Here is a 15,844-nt window from a genome sequence, read left to right as displayed (position 1 = left end):
GTCCCCCTCCTTCCCGGGTTGCTCATCCTGCCGATGCACCCGCGGGTGACCGCTGCGGTACCGGTGTGTCCACCGGCAGCGATGAACGGAGCGACCTCAGTGTTGGATCAAGGCACAGCGCCCCCCGCCGCCGGCAACGGCAAGCGAAACCCGCAGCCGCCCGCCGGACTGGGCTCCCGCCTCATGCGGCGCAAGCCGGTCGAACGCCTGGTCGCCGAGGGCGGCCAGGGCGAGGGCGGCACCCTGCGCCGCTCGATGGGTATGTGGCAGCTGACGATGATCAGCATCGGTGCCACCCTGGGCACCGGCATCTTCGTCGTCCTCGGCGACGCCGTGCCGAAGGCGGGCCCGGCGGTCATCGTCTCGTTCGTCATCGCGGGCATCACGGCGCTCTTCTCGGCGCTGTCCTACGCCGAGCTGGCGGGCACGATCCCGGTCTCCGGCTCCTCGTACTCCTACGCCTACGCGACCCTGGGCGAGATCGTCGCCTGGGTCTGCGGCTGGTGCCTGATCCTGGAGTACGGCGTCTCGGTGGCGGCCGTGGCCGTCGGCTGGGGCCAGTACCTCAACGAGCTGCTCGACGGGACCATCGGCGTCACCATCCCGGCGTCCCTGGCCAACCCGCCCGGCGCGGGCGGCGGCATCTTCAACGTGCCCGCGCTGCTGGTGGTCCTGCTCTGCATGGCCTTCCTGCTCGGCGGGGCCAAGGAGAGCGCCCGGGCCAACACGATCATGGTCGTGGTGAAGATCGCCGCGCTGCTGCTCTTCTGCGCCGTCGCCTTCCAGGGCATCAAGGCCGGCAACTACTCGCCCTTCATGCCCCTCGGCCTCGCGGGCATGAGCCACGCGGGCGCCTCGCTCTTCTTCTCCTACATCGGTTTCGACGCCGCCTCCACGGCCGGCGAGGAGGCCAAGAACGCCCAGCGCGACCTGCCGCGGGCGATCATGCTCTCGCTGGTCATCGTCACCGCGCTCTACTGCCTGGTCGCCGCCGTCGCGGTGGGTGCCATGCCGTGGAAGCAGTTCGACGGCGCCGAGGCCGCGCTGGCCGGGATCATGAAGGACGTCACCGGGCAGGGCTTCTGGTCCGTGCTGCTCGCCGCGGGCGCGGTGATCGCCATCGCGAGCGTGGTCCTCACCGTGCTCTACGGGCAGACCCGCATCCTCTTTGCCATGGCCCGCGACGGCCTGGTGCCCAAGACCTTCGCCAAGGTCCACCCCAAGAGCGGTGTCCCGCGGTCCAACACCCTGATCGTCTCGGCGTTCTGCGGCATCCTGGCGGCGGCCGTCCCGCTGGACGAGCTCGCCGACGCCACCAGCATCGGTACGCTCTTCGCCTTCGCCCTGGTCAACGTCGCCGTCGTCGTCCTGCGGCGGACCCGCCCGGACATGAAGCGCAACTTCCGGGTGCCGCTCGGCTGGCTCTTCCCCGCCCTGGGCTTCGCGATGTGCGTCTACAACATGCTCAACCTGCGCACGGTGACCTGGATGGTGTTCGGCGGCTGGATGGTCGTCGGTCTCGTCATCTACTTCGCCTACGGCATGCGCTCCTCGCGCCTGGCGCGGGAGGCGGCCGCCGACCCGGCCCCCGCGGAGGCCTGATCGCGCCCTGCGGGTCGGAGTGACCCCCGGGTACGTGATCTACTGCTCGTAGGAAGAGCAGGTACCCGAGAAAAGTGATTCACCCGCAGTGCGACTCAATGAGCTCGACGAACGTATCGTCCACGCCCTGGCCGAGGACGCCCGGCGTTCCTACGCCGACATCGGCGCCGAGGTCGGCCTGTCCGCGCCCGCGGTGAAGCGGCGCGTGGACAGGCTGCGGGCCGAGGGGGCCATCACCGGGTTCACGGTACGGGTGGACCCGGGAGCGCTCGGCTGGGAGACCGAGGGGTTCATCGAGCTCTACTGCCGACGCAACACGTCGCCGGAGGCGATCCACCGGGGGCTCGCGCGGTATCCGGAAGTGGCGTCGGCCTCCACCGTGACCGGGGAGGCCGACGCGATCGTGCAGATCTTCGCCTCCGACATGCGGCACTTCGAGCGGGTGCTGGAGCGGATCGCGGGGGAGCCGTTCGTGGAGCGGACGAAGTCGGTGCTGGTGCTGTCGCCGCTGCTGCGGCGGTTCAGCTCGGGGGCGCCGTCGTAGGGGGCGTGTGTGTGTTTGCTCCCCGCCCCGCCCTAATCCCGTTTTCACAGGGGCTGCGCCCCTGCGCGACCCCGCGGTGCGCGCTGGCGCGCGCGGGGGCCGCGCTTCGCGCGGTGGGGGCGGTTCCGCGCTGCCGCGCGGGTGGTGGGGCTTCGCCCCTGCGCCCCACCGGGGGCTTCGCCCCCTGGCCCCCGCTCGGGTTGCGCCCGTCGGGTCCCTGCTCGGGTTGCGTCCGCCCGGCCCCTGCCCGGTTGCGCCCGCCCGCTGTGCTCCGACCGGGGCTACGCCCCTGGGCCCTCGCTTGGGGCTGCGCCCCTGGCCCTCCAAAGCGCCCTGCGGACTCCCCGAGGGGGGCACCCCCAGTCCTCAAACGCCGGACAGGCTGGATTGCGCGCCCGGGCGCGGGAAAGCCAGCCTGCCCGGCGCTCGAGGACAACCGCGCGGAGCGCGGTTGCGGGCCGCCGGTCGTCCAAGTGCCGCTCAGGCGCCCGTCGTCGAGCCGGGGCGGATGATCATCAGTACCGTCACGATCGCCCAGGTCAGAGAGAACAGGCCCGTGGTGATCCCCAGGCGCGGCAGGACCGAGGAGAGCTTCGTGACCTCGGCGGGGTCGCGGTCGGTGTCGTCGAGGGCGTCGATCACCGAGTCCTGGGTGAAGACGGCGAAGGCCAGCAGGATCGCCGCCAGGACGGTGAGCACGATCGAGACGGTCAGCCAGGTGTCGCCCAGGGCCCCCATCTTCATCGCGGTCGCGAGGCCGAGGAGGGGGACGGAGGCGGAGACGCCCGCGTAGACCCGGGTGACGCGGTGGAGGAGCCGCAGGGCGGAGGTGCCCGCCGGGGTGCGGTCGCCGTCCGGGGCCAGGACCTGCCGCGCGTAGCGCGGGAACAGGCTGGCGGCCACCGTCGACGGTCCTATGAGGATGATCGCTCCCAGCACGTGCAGGCTGAGCAGGAGTTTGGTCATGACGGGTCCGCTCTCGGAGTTTCAGTCAGACTTAAACAAGGCGGTGACACGCTAGCATCCCCTCCGGAGCACAGGACGCGCAGGACGACGGGCGAGGAGACACGGGCATGAGCGGTGGCGAGCCGATGGCGGTGCCACCCCTGCCGCTGCTGCTCATCGGCGTGGGCCGGTTCGCCCAGGAGGCGGCCCACCGCGCCCTCGCGGAGCGGGGCGACTACTCGATGCGCCTGATGGGCGCGCTCGGTCATCTCGTCCATGAACCGGGCCTGTCCTACAGTGAGTTGGCCCGGCGGGCCGGAGTGACGGCGCAGAGCATGCAGGCCACCGTCGGGCAGCTGGAACGGGCCGGCGCGGTGACCCGCGTCACCCCCGCAGGGCGGGGGCGCACCGCCGCGCTCCACGTCACCGACGAGGGGCGCCGGATGCTGACCGAGATGCGGCAGGTCCTGGCCGGGCTGGAGGAGCCGCTCACCGAGGGGCTCTCCGCGGAGGAGCGTGCGGTGCTGACCGCGGCCCTGGCGCGCATGGCGGGCAACGCCAAGGCTGCCTCCGCCCGCTGAGCGGCAGCGTGCAACGAATCGCCGCCTCGCCGGGAAAAGGCGCAACGAATCGTTCGGAAGCGCGCAACATTCGTCCCTTGTCGCGTGGAGTTACCGGGCCGTACCGTCAAGGCGTTTAACGAAACCTTGTCTGAAAGCTCCTTGAACTTCCTCCACTCCGACCTCAAGAGGACGCATGAACCCGCTGCGTATCGCGCTGTACCAAGGCCCCGGCGGCGTTCCCTCCTCCACGGCGGAGTCCCTCGACGCGCTGGAGACGGCGGCCCGGCGGGCTGCGGAGGCCGGTGCCCGGCTGCTGCTCACCAATGAGCTGTATCTGACCGGGTACGCACTGGGATCCTCCGTCCTGGACCGGGCCGAGCCCGCCGACGGCCCCGGCGCCGAGGCCGTGGCCCGGATCGCGGCCGCGCACGGACTGGCCGTCGGCTATGGCTACCCCGAGCGCGACGGCGCCCGGATCTTCAACTCCCTCCAGCTGATGGGCCCGCAGGGCACCCCGCTCGCCCACTACCGCAAGACGCACCTCTTCGGCGACTACGAGACGACGTACTTCTCGCCCGGTGCCGAGGCCGTCGTCCAGGCGGAGCTCGACGGCGTCCGGCTCGGACTGCTGATCTGCTACGACGTCGAGTTCCCAGAGACCGTGCGGGCGCACGCCCTCGCGGGGACCGAGCTGCTGCTCGCACCGACCGCCCTGATGCGGCCCTACGAGATCGTCCCGCGGACGATCGTCCCGGCCCGGGCCTGGGAGAGCCAGCTCTACATCGCCTATGTCAACCGGTGCGGCAACGAAGGGGAGTTCACCTTCGCCGGGATGTCCTGCCTCGCCGCCCCGGACGGGTTCGTACGGGCCCGGGCCGGCGCGGGCGAGGACCTGCTGGTCACCGAGGCCGACCCCGCCCTGCTCCGGAGCTCGCGCGCCGAGAACACCTATCTCGACGACCGCCGTCCCGAGCTCTACACCCGGCTCGTCTGAGCCCGCACCACCCTTCTTCCCCGCCATCCCCCCGCGATCAGGAGAGTCCCGCCGATGACGTCCACGGTGCCCACCGCCGTCCACGACGAGCAGGTCCCCCAGAACGACCCGCCGATCACCATGTTCGGCCCGGACTTCCCGTTCGCCTACGACGACTTCCTCGAGCACCCGGCGGGCCTGGGCCAGATTCCGGCCACCGAGCACGGCACCGAGGTCGCGGTCATCGGTGGCGGGCTCTCGGGCATCGTGGCCGCCTATGAGCTGATGAAGATGGGTCTCAAGCCCGTGGTCTACGAGGCCGACCAGATCGGTGGCCGGTTGCGGACGGTCGGCTTCGAGGGCTGCGACGGCGAACTGACCGCCGAAATGGGGGCGATGCGCTTCCCGCCGTCCTCCACCGCCTTCCAGCACTACATCGACCTGGTGGGCCTGGAGACCAAGCCGTTCCCCAACCCGCTGGCGCCGTGCACCCCGTCCACCGTCGTGGACCTCAAGGGCGAGTCCCACTACGCGGAGACGGTCGAGGACCTGCCGCAGGTCTACCGCGACGTGGCCGACGCGTGGAACGCCTGTCTGGAGGAGGGCGCCGACTTCTCCGACATGAACCGCGCCATGCGCGAGCGCGACGTGCCGCGCATCCGCGAGATCTGGGCGAAGCTCGTCGAGAAGCTCGACAACCAGACCTTCTACGGCTTCCTCTGCGAGTCGGAGGCGTTCAAGTCCTTCCGGCACCGGGAGATCTTCGGCCAGGTCGGCTTCGGCACCGGCGGCTGGGACACCGACTTCCCCAACTCCATCCTGGAGATCCTGCGCGTCGTCTACACCGAGGCCGACGACCACCACCGCGGGATCGTCGGCGGCAGCCAGCAGCTGCCGCTGCGCCTGTGGGAGCGCGAGCCGGAGAAGATCGTCCACTGGGCGCCGGGGACCTCGCTGTCCTCCCTGCACGGCGGCGCGCCGCGGCCGGCCGTCACCCGGCTGCACCGCACCGCGGGCAACCGGATCACGGTCACCGACGCGAGCGGCGACATCCGCACCTTCGCGGCCGCGGTCTTCACCGCCCAGTCGTGGATGCTCCTGTCGAAGATCGAGTGCGACGACGAGCTCTTCCCCATCGACCACTGGACCGCGGTCGAGCGCACCCACTACATGGAGTCGTCCAAGCTCTTCGTCCCGGTGGACCGGCCCTTCTGGCTGGACAAGGACGAGAACGGCCGGGACGTCATGTCGATGACGCTCACCGACCGGATGACGCGCGGCACCTACCTCCTGGACGACGGACCGGACAAGCCCGCGGTGATCTGCCTCTCGTACACCTGGTGCGACGACAGCCTCAAGTGGCTTCCGCTGTCGGCCAACGAGCGGATGGAGGTCATGCTCAAGTCGCTCGGCGAGATCTACCCGGGCGTCGACATCCGTAAGCACATCATCGGCAACCCGGTGACCGTCTCCTGGGAGAACGAGCCCTACTTCATGGGCGCGTTCAAGGCGAACCTGCCCGGCCACTACCGCTACCAGCGGCGGCTGTTCACCCACTTCATGCAGGACCGCCTCCCCGAGGACAAGCGCGGCATCTTCCTCGCGGGCGACGACATCTCCTGGACGGCTGGCTGGGCCGAGGGCGCCGTGCAGACCGCGCTCAACGCGGTCTGGGGCGTCATGCACCACTTCGGCGGTGCCACGGACCCGGTCAACCCGGGCCCGGGCGACGTCTACGACGAGATCGCCCCCGTCGAGCTGCCGGAGGACTGATCTCGGTGTGACCGGGCGCGGCGGCGCGGGGCGGAGCGTCGTCCCCCGCGCGGCCGTCGCCCGTGTCATCCCAGCGGCGTGAGCAGACATCGCCCCACCAGTCCCACGCTCGCGTCGACCCGCTCCTCGAACTCGGCCGTCACATCCGGCCGTTCGCGCAGTGCCCACAGGGCGCGGAAGGCGGCCCAGGCGGCGGCACGGGCGGCCTCCAGGGTCCACGACCCCAGCAGATGGGTGAGCGGATCGGCGACGTCCAGCACGTCCGGCCCCGGCATCAGGGTCTCGCGGATCCGCTCCTCCAGGGAGACGAGCAGCTCGCCGATCCGGTGGAAGTCCCCCTCCAGTTCCCGTGGTTCGGTGCCCGTGTCCCGGCAGGTGTCGGCGAGGGCGAGCGGAAGGTCGTGTCCGATGTGGGCGTTGATGCCCGCGAGGGCGAACTGCACGGGCCGGACGGCCGGATGGCCGCGGAGCTGGAACAGCGGCCGCCAGCAGGCCGGTGGTCTTCGCCCCGCCGCCGCCTCGTCCACCGCGGTCAGATAGCGGCCGGCGAACAGGACGTCCAGCGTGGTGGTGGCCGCGCGGTCCCGGAAGGCGCCGGCGGTCACCCGGCGCCGGACCTCCTCGGTGACCGTCAGATACACCCCGTTGAAGACCGCCACCCCGTCCCGCGGTGGCAGACCGGCCGCCAGCTCGCGCATCCGGACGATCACTCCGTCGATGCCGGCGGGAGCCGCCGGCCGCACCCCAGTCGTTGTCATATACGCAGAGTGACAGATGGATACGGAGAGTAGGGAAAATCTCCGACGGGTTAACCGGAACGGGTGACGGAGTGTGACGGCATCCCCGGTCGCGGCTCAGGTCCGGGGCGTGTGCCCCTCGTCGTCCCGTCCGGTCTTCTCCCGCTCCGCCACGCTGTCGTAGCCGCTGGTCCCCTCGTCCAACAGCGGCTCCTGCTCCTTCAGATGGGCGGGTGCCAGGAAGCGCAGGGCGTGGTACCCGGTGAGGACGACGATCGTGCCGAGGGCGATGCCGTTCAGCTCGAAGTTCTTGCTGATCTTGAGGCTGACGCCGCCGATGCCGATGATGATGCCCGCCGCGACCGGCACCAGGTTCAGCGGATTGCGCAGGTCGACCTTGTTGTGCACCCAGATCTGCGCGCCGAGCAGGCCGATCATGCCGTAGAGGATGACGGTGATGCCGCCCAGCACCCCGCCCGGGATGGCCGCGACCACCGCGCCGAACTTGGGGCAGACGCCGAAGAGCAGGGCGAAGACGGCCGCCGCCCAGTACGCGGCGGTGGAGTAGACCCGGGTGGCCGCCATGACGCCGATGTTCTCGGAGTAGGTGGTGTTGGCGGGGCCGCCGACCGCCGTGGAGAGCATCGTCGCCGCGCCGTCGGCGGAGATCGCGGTGCCCAGCTGGTCGTCCAGGTTGTCGCCGGTCATCTCGCCGACCGCCTTGACGTGTCCGGCGTTCTCGGCGATCAGGGCGATGACCACCGGCAGTGCCACCAGCGCCGCCGACCAGCCGAACGACGGGGCGTGCAGCGAGGGCAGGCCGATCCAGTCGGCCTTGCCGACGCCGGAGAAGTCCAGCCGCCAGTGGTCGACGGCCTCCGGGCCGCCGTTCACCGAGTGGATCTTTCCGAAGACCCGGTCGAGGACCCAGGAGAGCGCATAGCCGAAGAGCAGGCCGAGGAAGATCGCCACGCGCGACCAGAAGCCGCGCAGGCAGACCACCGCGAGCCCGGTGAAGAGCATGGTCAGCAGCGCCGTCCACTGGTCCTGCGGCCAGTACGTGGAGGCCGTCACCGGGGCCAGGTTGAAGCCGATGAGCATGACCACCGCGCCCGTCACCACGGGCGGCATCGCCGCGTGGATGATGCGCGCGCCGAACCGGCGCACCGCCAGACCGCTGAGGAACAGCGCCCCGCCGACCACGAAGATCGCCCCCGTGACGGCCGTGCTGTCGCCGCCCTGGGCCCGGATGACCGCCGCCACCCCGACGAAGGAGAGGCTGCACCCCAGGTAGCTGGGGATCCTGCCGCGGGTGGCGAGCAGGAAGAGGATCGTCGCGACGCCCGACATCATGATGGCGAGGTTGGGGTCGAGCCCCATCAACACGGGCGAGACAAAAGACGCCCCGAACATGGCGACCACGTGCTGTGCGCCGAGTCCCGCGGTCCGGGGCCAGGAAAGCCGTTCGTCCGGCCGGACGACCGCCCCGGGTTCGGGGGTGCGCCCGTCACCGTGCAGGGTCCAGCGCACGCCGAGGCCCATGACTGCTCCAAATGTGCTCGATGTGGTGATCCGAATGGGATCCGCAACATGTTAAGCGGGCGTGAGGAGTGGCCCGTACGACGTCCTCGGCCCGGCGTGCTGCCGAAGGGCTGCTGCGATCGGCGCAATTAACACCTCGTAAGGCTGTATGCCCGGTCGCCGCGGCTGATCCCCGGCCGGTGAGAGGTAAGCGTGAGTTGTCCGATTTCCTGCAAACCAGGAGACATACATGCGTAAGCTCGTCGGCCGCTCAGCGGTCGCCGCGGTTCTCGCCGCGGGCGTCATCGTTCCGGCTGCCGGGGCGGCCATGGCCGCGCCCCAGTCCCCGTCCGTGCCCAAGGCGGTGAGCTGGGACGACGACCACGACGGCCGCGACCACGGCCGTGACCGCGACCGGGACCGTGACCGGGACAAGGGTCGCGACAAGGGCCGCGACAGGGACAAGGGCCGGGACCGTGACCGTGACCGGGACTGCGACCGTGGTCGCCACCACCGCGACCGTGACCGGGACTGCGACCGCGACCGCGGGCGTGACCGGGACTGCGACCGTGACCACCACTGGCGTGACCGGGACTGCGACCGCTGGCGCGACCGCGGTGACTGCGACCGCGGTGGCTGGGGTCACCACGGTGGCGGCCATGGTGGCTGGGGCAACATCAACATCTGGGGCGGTTGGGGCGGCTGGGGTGGCTGGGGCCACGGCGGCGGCCACCACCGCTGGGGCGGGGGCGGCTGGGGCCACGGTGAGGACTGCGACGGTGGCTGGGGCCACGGTGGCGGCCACCACGGTGGTTGGGGCCGGGGCGACGACTGCGACGGCGGTGGCTGGAAGCACCGTGGCCGCGGCGACTGCGACGACAACGAGGGCTGGGGCCACCACGGTGGCTGGGGAGGTGGCTGGGGCCGCGGTGGTCACTGCCACAACTCCTTCAACCTGCTGGGCATCAGCCTCTGATCCCACGCTCGCCCTCTGACGTCCCCCCTTCCACCGCGGGCCGTGCGACCGGAACTCCCGGTCCCGCGGCCCGCGGTGGCGTGCGGTCAGCCCTTCGCCACCGGTACGGTCCGGGGGCGCCCGGCGGAACCGGCCGGTACGCGCAGCGCGCCCGCCGCGGCCGTCAGCACCGCGCCCAGCGCGGTCACCAGCCCGAACGAGACGGTCAGGGAGGTGGCGTCGGCGATCCGGCCGATGGCCGACGGGGCGATCAGCCCGGACGTATAGGTGATCGTCGCGACCCCGGCGATGGCCTGGCCCGCCTCGGGCCCGCTGCGGGCCGCCGCGGCGAAGGCCAGCGGGACCACCACCGCGATCCCCAGGCCCAGCAGGGCGAAGCCCGCGATGGCGAGTGCCGCGTGCGGGGCGGTGACCACCGCCAGGCCGCCGGCGCACGCCAGCACCCCGCCCGCCCGGACCGTCCGCACCGGGCCGAACCGGTGCACCGCCGCGTCCCCGGCGAACCTGGCCGCCGCCATCGCGCAGGAGAACGCCGTGGTGCACGCGGCCGAGAGCCCCGCGCCCGCGCCGAGGACGTCCCTCAGATAGACCGCCGACCACTCCAGGCCGGCCCCCTCGGCGAACACCGCGCAGAACCCGACGGCCCCGATGACGAACGCGGCACGCGGCGGCCGGGCGAACCGCGGCGGCGGCCGCTCCTCCGCGCGGGGGCGCAGGTCCAGCACCCCGCCGCAGACGAACGCGCCGAGGACGGTCAGCACGGCGGAGGCGATGCCCAGGTGCAGCCGGGCGTCCGTACCGGACTGGGCCGCGAGAGTGCCCGCCGCCGAACCGGCCAGGGCCCCGGCGCTCCACATCCCGTGCAGCCCGGACATGATCGGACGGCCGATCCGCTCCTCGGTCTCCACGCCCAGCGCGTTCATGGCGACGTCCGCCAGACCCGACGCCGCCCCGTAGGCCAGCAGCGCCGCGCAGAGCGCCGGAAGCGCGGGGGAGAGGGCCGGCAGCGCCGGCGACGCGCACCACAGCGCGAGCAGCAGCCGCAACGCCGCCCGGGAGCCGAGGCGGTGGGCGAACCGGCCGGCGAGGGGCATCGCCAGCGCGGCGCCGATCGCCGGGAAGGCCAGGGCGAGTCCCAACTCGCCCGCTTCCAGGGAGAGATGGTCCCGGATCCAGGGGATGCGGGTGGCGAAGCTCCCGGTGACCGCGCCATGGACGGCGAACACCAGGGCGACGGCCCGCCGGGCCCGGCGCGGAGGCGTTTCCTCCGGCCCTCCGGTGCCGTCCATGCGCGCCTCCCCCGCCGTCACCGCCCCCCCGGAGCACGCTACGCGGCGGCCACGTGAGCTGTCACACGCTCTGTCAAGTGCCGTGGACACCGCGCCGCGGTCCGGCGTACGCTCGGACGCGTCGGAGCTGTGAAGGTTTCAAGCAACCCATGGCCCGCACACCAGACAAGATCACATCACGCAGCGCACTCCGGGGTCGGTGAAAGTCCGAACCGGCGGTTACAGTCCGCGACCCGTCCGCCGCCAGCGGCCGGTTGACCAGGTGAAATTCCTGGACCGACGGTTAAAGTCCGGATGGGAGGCAGTGCGCGGCGGGCAGGCACCGGCATTCCCGCCGTGGCCGTACGGAGGCTTCCCCTCAGGGGGCGGTCCCGCGACGGCCGGGAGGTCCGGCAGTGTTTGTCCCGCTTTTCGTTGTCCCCTGACGACAGCCCCGGAGTCCACGCCCAAGAGGCAGGAGGACCCCGGTGGCCACCGCGACCGAAGCAGACGCGATGCGGCGCGCCATAGCGCTCGCCGCGCGCGCCCTCGGTTCCACGAGCCCCAACCCCGTCGTCGGCTGCGTCCTGCTCGACGCCGCCGGCCGTGTCGTCGGCGAGGGCTGGCACCGGCGCGCCGGAGCGGCGCACGCCGAGGTCGAGGCGCTCCGTGCGGCCGCCGCGGCCGGGCACGACGTCCGGGGCGGCACCGCCGTCGTCACTCTGGAACCCTGCAACCACACCGGCCGCACGGGCCCTTGTGCCCAGGCCCTCATCGCCGCCGGCCTGGCCCGTGTCGTCTACGCCGTCTCCGACCCCGATCCCGTCGCCACCGGTGGCGCGGCCACCCTCGCGGCGGCCGGGGTCGACACCGAGGGCGGGCTGCTGGCCGACGAGGCCGCGGCGGGCAACGCCGCCTGGCTCACCTCCGTCCTGCGCGGCCGCCCCTTCGTCCTGTGGAAGTACGCCGCCACCCTCGACGGCCGCAGCGCCGCCGCCGACGGCACCAGCCGCTGGATCACCTCCGCCGAGTCCCGCGCCGACGTCCACCGGCTGCGCGCCGAGGCCGACGCCGTCGTCGTCGGCTCCGGCACCCTGCGCGCGGACGATCCGCACCTGGCCGTCCGCGGCCGGGACGGGGCCACCCAGCCGCTGCGCGTCGTCGTGGACACCCACGCCACCGTCCGGCCGGACGCCCGCGTCCTCGACGACGCGGCCCCGACCCTGATCGCCGTCGGCGAGGAGGCCGGCACCCGGCACCTGCCCGCCGGCACCGACATCGCCCGGCTGCCCGCCGGACCCGCCGGCCTCGACATCACCGCCCTGCTCGCCGAACTCCACGGCCGCGGCGTGCGCTCCGTCCTGCTGGAGGGCGGCCCCCGGCTCGCCGGCGCCTTCCTGGCGGCCGGTGCCGTGGACCGCGTCGTCGGCTACCTCGCCCCCGCGCTGCTCGGCGCCGGACCGGCCGCCCTCGGCGACGCCGGCATCGGCACCATCGCGCAGGCGCTGCGCCTGGACGTCACCGACGTCGCCCGGCTCGGCCCCGACCTGCGCGTCACCGCCGTGCCCAGGCGCTCCGCCGAAGGTGCCGCGACAGTCGTCGATCGGACGCAGCGTCGATCGGCTGCGGCGCCGTCGTGGCCGGTCGCGCGCCCACGCGGCGGAGCCGCACCGTGTCACAGCCCCGCGCCCCTTCGGGGCGCTCCCGAACCGCAATGGGCTTCGCCCGACCTGCCCAGCGCCCCCGCCACCGCCGCAGAGGAGAACTGAGAAGTGTTCACCGGAATCGTCGAAGAGCTCGGTGAGGTCGTCGCCGTCGAACGCCGCGGCGACTCCGCGCGGTTGACCCTGCGCGGCCCGCTGGTCACGGAGGACGCCGGGCACGGCGACTCGATCGCGGTCAACGGCGTGTGCCTGACCGTGGTCACCACCGCCGACGGCGCGTTCACCGCCGACGTCATGGCCGAGACGCTCGACCGGTCCGGCCTCGGCGCCCTCGTCCCCGGCTCGCGGGTCAACCTGGAGCGGCCCATGGCGCTGGGCGGGCGGCTCGGCGGGCACCTGGTCCAGGGGCATGTGGACGGCACCGGCGCCATCACCGAGCGGGTGCCCGGCGAGCACTGGGAGACCGTGCGGATCTCGCTGCCGGACGGCCTGGCCCGCTACGTCGTGGACAAGGGCTCGATCACCGTGGACGGCATCAGCCTCACCGTGGTGGAGGCCGGCGACGACTGGTTCACCGTTAGCCTCATCCCCACCACGCTCGCCCTCACCACCCTGGGCATCAAGAAGACCGGCGACGTCGTCAACCTCGAGGTCGACGTCCTCGCGAAGTACACGGAACGGCTGCTGGGGCACCGGGCGGGGGTACAGGAATGAGCGCGCTCTCCTGGCTGGGCGACGAGGCGTTCACCGCCCTCGGCCAGCACGTCATCTGGTCCGACATGATCGGCAACACCATCGGCATGGGCGCCCTCGCCCTCGGCTGGCGCCGTTCCATATGGACCTGGCCCGCCCAGTTCCTCGCCGGCCTCATCCTCGTCACCGCCTACGCCACCGCGCACCTGGGCGGCGGGGTGGGCAAGCAGCTCCTGGTCATCGGCGTCTCCCTGTGGGGCTGGCGGCAGTGGCACCTGGGCCGCCGGGACACCGAGGGCGGCCACCTGACCGTACGCTTCGCCACCTGGCGCGAGCGGGCCGTGCTGCTGGGCGGCACCGCCGCGGGCACGCTCGCCGTCGGCGCGCTCTTCACCGCCGTGCCCCAACTGTCGTGGAATCCCTGGCCGGACGCGTACATCTTCGTCGGCACCCTCGCCGCGATGGTCTCCCAGGCCCGCGGGCTCGTCGAGTTCTGGTTCGCCTGGCTGCTCGTGGACGCGGTCGGCATCCCGCTCGCCTTCTCCAGCGGGCTCGCCTTCGCCGGCCTGGTCTACGTCGTCTACCTCGTCATCGTCCTGTGGGGACTGCGCGACTGGTGGCTGCGTTCCCGCCGTGCCGACCGCGCCGCCCCGGCCCGTGAGCCGGCCCTCTCCCGGGCCGCCTGAGGCCCCGGCACCTTCCCCACCGATCACCAAGGAGTGACAGCATGACCGCCCCCCAGCGCCGGTCCGCCCCCGAGGACCTGACCCTCGACCCGGTGGAGCGCGCCATCGCCGACATCGCGGCCGGCCGGCCGGTCGTGGTGGTGGACGACGAGGGCCGGGAGAACGAGGGCGACCTCGTCATCGCCGCCGAACTGGCCACCCCCGAGATCGTCGCCTTCATGATGAGCCAGTGCCGAGGCCTGATCTGCATGCCGATGGAGGCCGAGGACGTCGACCGCCTCGACCTGCCGCAGATGGTCGAGCACAACACCGAGACCATGCGCACCGCGTTCACCGTCACCGTCGACGCGAGCTCCGCGCACGGCGTCGGCACCGGCATCTCCGCCGCCGACCGGGCCACCACCATCCGGCTGCTGGCCTCGCCCGACAGCGTGCCCTCCGACTTCGTCCGCCCCGGCCACATCTTCCCGCTGCGCGCCCGGCCCGGCGGCGTCCTCGTCCGCCCCGGCCACACCGAGGCCGGCTGCGACCTCGCGCGCCTCGCCGGACTGCGCCCGGCCGCCGCGATCGTGGAGATCGCCGGGGAGGACGGCCGGATGCTGCGCCTGCCCGAACTGGTCCCGTTCGCCCGCCGGCACGGCCTGTCGATCATCTCCATCGAGGACCTCATCAGCCATCTGCGCTCCGCCGAGCCCACCGTGAAGCGGGAGGCCACCACCCGACTGCCCACCGCCGCCGGGGAGTTCACGGCGCACGGCTACCGCTCCGTCCGCGACGGCGTCGAGCACGTCGCCCTCGTCGCCGGTGACGTCGGCGACGGCGAGGACGTCCTGGTGCGGGTCCACTCCGAGTGCCTGACCGGCGACATCTTCGGCTCGCTGCGCTGCGACTGCGGGCCCCAGCTGGAGGCGTCCCTGGAGCGGATCGCCGACGCGGGCCGCGGCGTGGTCGTCTACCTCCGCGGCCACGAGGGGCGCGGCATCGGCCTGCTGTCCAAGCTGCGGGCCTACGAGCTCCAGGAGGCCGGCCACGACACGCTCGACGCCAACCTCGAACTCGGCCTCCCCGCGGACGCCCGCGACTACGCCGCCGGCGCGCAGATGCTCGCGGACCTCGGTGTGCGCTCGGTGCGGCTGATGACCAACAACCCCGACAAGACCATCGCCCTGGAACGGCACGGCATCAAGATTTCCGGCCGGGAGCCGATGCCCGTGGCCGCGGGCGAGCACAATCTGCGGTACCTGCGGACCAAGCGGGACCGGATGGGGCACGACCTGCCCTGGCTGGACGACGGCCAGGTGTCCCCCTGCGGCAACCAGTGACCCGGCACCACGACCCGGCACCACCGAAGAACCATTCCTGCATCGGCATTCCTAGGAGCAACGTGAGCGGCAAGGGCGCCCCCCAGCTGAGTGTGAAGAACTGTCGGGACCTCCGGGTGGCGGTGGTCGCCGCCCAGTGGCACGAGAAGGTCATGGACGGCCTGGTCGACGGGGCCCTGCGCGCCCTGCACGAGATCGGCATCGACGAGCCGACGCTGCTGCGCGTCCCCGGCAGCTGGGAGCTGCCGGTGGCCGCCAAGGTGCTCGCCGGACGCGGCTACGACGCCGTCGTCGCCCTCGGTGTGGTCATCCGCGGCGGCACCCCCCACTTCGACTATGTGTGCCAGGGCGTCACCCAGGGTCTGACCCAGGTGTCCGCCGACACCGGTGTGCCCGTCGGCTTCGGCGTGCTCACCTGCGACGACGAGGCGCAGGCCCTCGACCGGGCCGGACTCGAGGGCTCGGCCGAGGACAAGGGCCACGAGGCGGTCACCGCGGCCGTCGCCACGGCGGTCGTCCTGCGCTCGCTGTCCGAGCCCTGGCACTGAGCGGGGGAGCGGACACCGTAGGGTAGGAC

The 15,844-nt window shown here is 72.5% G+C and carries 15 protein-coding genes and 1 riboswitch; of the genes, 11 read left to right on the top strand and 4 right to left on the bottom strand.

Going from position 1 to position 15,844, the window contains the following annotated elements; genetic code table 11:
- The first annotated feature begins 99 nt into the window (after positions 1-99).
- Positions 100-1,602 carry an amino acid permease gene (locus AB8735_RS08025; protein WP_372406338.1) on the top strand — a complete coding sequence of 501 codons (1,503 nt, stop codon included), beginning with the start codon at positions 100-102 and terminating at the stop codon, positions 1,600-1,602.
- Positions 1,603-1,690: 88 nt separating this feature from the next.
- Positions 1,691-2,146 carry an Lrp/AsnC family transcriptional regulator gene (locus tag AB8735_RS08020; protein ID WP_344029694.1) on the top strand — a complete coding sequence of 152 codons (456 nt, stop codon included), beginning with the start codon at positions 1,691-1,693 and terminating at the stop codon, positions 2,144-2,146.
- A gap of 480 nt (positions 2,147-2,626) precedes the next feature.
- Here AB8735_RS08020 and AB8735_RS08015 read toward each other — a convergent pair whose 3' ends face one another.
- Complete coding sequence (locus tag AB8735_RS08015; protein WP_344029696.1) at positions 2,627-3,112, bottom strand: DUF2269 family protein; 486 nt, start codon at positions 3,110-3,112, stop codon at positions 2,627-2,629.
- A 107-nt stretch (positions 3,113-3,219) separates the two neighbouring features.
- Between AB8735_RS08015 and AB8735_RS08010 the strand changes: the two genes are divergently transcribed.
- The 3 genes from AB8735_RS08010 (at position 3,220) to AB8735_RS08000 (ending at position 6,400) form a co-directional block, all read left to right on the top strand.
- Positions 3,220-3,672 (top strand): MarR family transcriptional regulator, encoded by a 453-nt coding sequence (locus AB8735_RS08010; protein WP_344029699.1) that lies wholly within the window; start codon positions 3,220-3,222, stop codon positions 3,670-3,672.
- 175 nt (positions 3,673-3,847) lie between these two features.
- On the top strand, positions 3,848-4,648 hold the full coding sequence (locus tag AB8735_RS08005) for a carbon-nitrogen hydrolase family protein (RefSeq protein WP_372406334.1): 801 nt from the start codon (positions 3,848-3,850) through the stop codon (positions 4,646-4,648).
- A gap of 54 nt (positions 4,649-4,702) precedes the next feature.
- On the top strand, positions 4,703-6,400 hold the full coding sequence (locus AB8735_RS08000; RefSeq protein WP_344029706.1) for an NAD(P)/FAD-dependent oxidoreductase: 1,698 nt from the start codon (positions 4,703-4,705) through the stop codon (positions 6,398-6,400).
- A 65-nt stretch (positions 6,401-6,465) separates the two neighbouring features.
- Here the strand turns inward: AB8735_RS08000 and AB8735_RS07995 are convergent, their stop codons facing one another.
- Positions 6,466-7,158, bottom strand: coding sequence for a DUF5995 family protein (locus tag AB8735_RS07995; RefSeq protein WP_344029710.1), 693 nt, complete (start codon positions 7,156-7,158; stop codon positions 6,466-6,468).
- 96 nt (positions 7,159-7,254) lie between these two features.
- Positions 7,255-8,679 (bottom strand): uracil-xanthine permease family protein, encoded by a 1,425-nt coding sequence (locus tag AB8735_RS07990; protein WP_372406333.1) that lies wholly within the window; start codon positions 8,677-8,679, stop codon positions 7,255-7,257.
- A 229-nt stretch (positions 8,680-8,908) separates the two neighbouring features.
- Here AB8735_RS07990 and AB8735_RS07985 point away from each other — a divergent pair, with 229 nt between their 5' ends.
- Positions 8,909-9,634 (top strand): hypothetical protein, encoded by a 726-nt coding sequence (locus AB8735_RS07985; protein ID WP_344029716.1) that lies wholly within the window; start codon positions 8,909-8,911, stop codon positions 9,632-9,634.
- Between the two features lie 86 nt (positions 9,635-9,720).
- Here AB8735_RS07985 and AB8735_RS07980 read toward each other — a convergent pair whose 3' ends face one another.
- Complete coding sequence (locus AB8735_RS07980) at positions 9,721-10,923, bottom strand: MFS transporter (RefSeq protein ID WP_372406330.1); 1,203 nt, start codon at positions 10,921-10,923, stop codon at positions 9,721-9,723.
- A gap of 181 nt (positions 10,924-11,104) precedes the next feature.
- Positions 11,105-11,235: riboswitch (FMN riboswitch) on the top strand.
- A 155-nt stretch (positions 11,236-11,390) separates the two neighbouring features.
- Between AB8735_RS07980 and ribD the strand changes: the two genes are divergently transcribed.
- The 5 genes from ribD to ribH all read left to right on the top strand — a co-directional run bounded on the left by ribD (position 11,391) and on the right by ribH (position 15,815).
- The gene (ribD, locus tag AB8735_RS07975) at positions 11,391-12,671 is read left to right on the top strand and encodes a bifunctional diaminohydroxyphosphoribosylaminopyrimidine deaminase/5-amino-6-(5-phosphoribosylamino)uracil reductase RibD (protein WP_372406328.1); all 1,281 of its coding nucleotides are present in this window, start codon (positions 11,391-11,393) and stop codon (positions 12,669-12,671) included.
- A gap of 3 nt (positions 12,672-12,674) precedes the next feature.
- On the top strand, positions 12,675-13,280 hold the full coding sequence (locus tag AB8735_RS07970; RefSeq protein ID WP_344029725.1) for a riboflavin synthase: 606 nt from the start codon (positions 12,675-12,677) through the stop codon (positions 13,278-13,280).
- Complete coding sequence (locus AB8735_RS07965; RefSeq protein ID WP_372406326.1) at positions 13,277-13,945, top strand: nicotinamide riboside transporter PnuC; 669 nt, start codon at positions 13,277-13,279, stop codon at positions 13,943-13,945. The genes AB8735_RS07970 and AB8735_RS07965 overlap by 4 nt, the downstream gene beginning before the upstream one ends.
- Positions 13,946-13,986: 41 nt before the next feature.
- A complete protein-coding gene (locus AB8735_RS07960; RefSeq protein WP_344029732.1) occupies positions 13,987-15,267 on the top strand; it encodes a bifunctional 3,4-dihydroxy-2-butanone-4-phosphate synthase/GTP cyclohydrolase II in 1,281 nt (426 codons plus the stop codon).
- A 62-nt stretch (positions 15,268-15,329) separates the two neighbouring features.
- The gene (ribH, locus tag AB8735_RS07955) at positions 15,330-15,815 is read left to right on the top strand and encodes a 6,7-dimethyl-8-ribityllumazine synthase (protein WP_344029738.1); all 486 of its coding nucleotides are present in this window, start codon (positions 15,330-15,332) and stop codon (positions 15,813-15,815) included.
- Positions 15,816-15,844 lie beyond the last annotated feature (29 nt).

This window comes from Streptomyces luteireticuli (genome assembly GCF_041519305.1).
Lineage (GTDB): Bacteria > Actinomycetota > Actinomycetes > Streptomycetales > Streptomycetaceae > Streptomyces > Streptomyces luteireticuli.
Note: the sequence above shows the minus strand (reverse complement) of the source record. Positions and strands in the feature narration are given on the sequence as shown.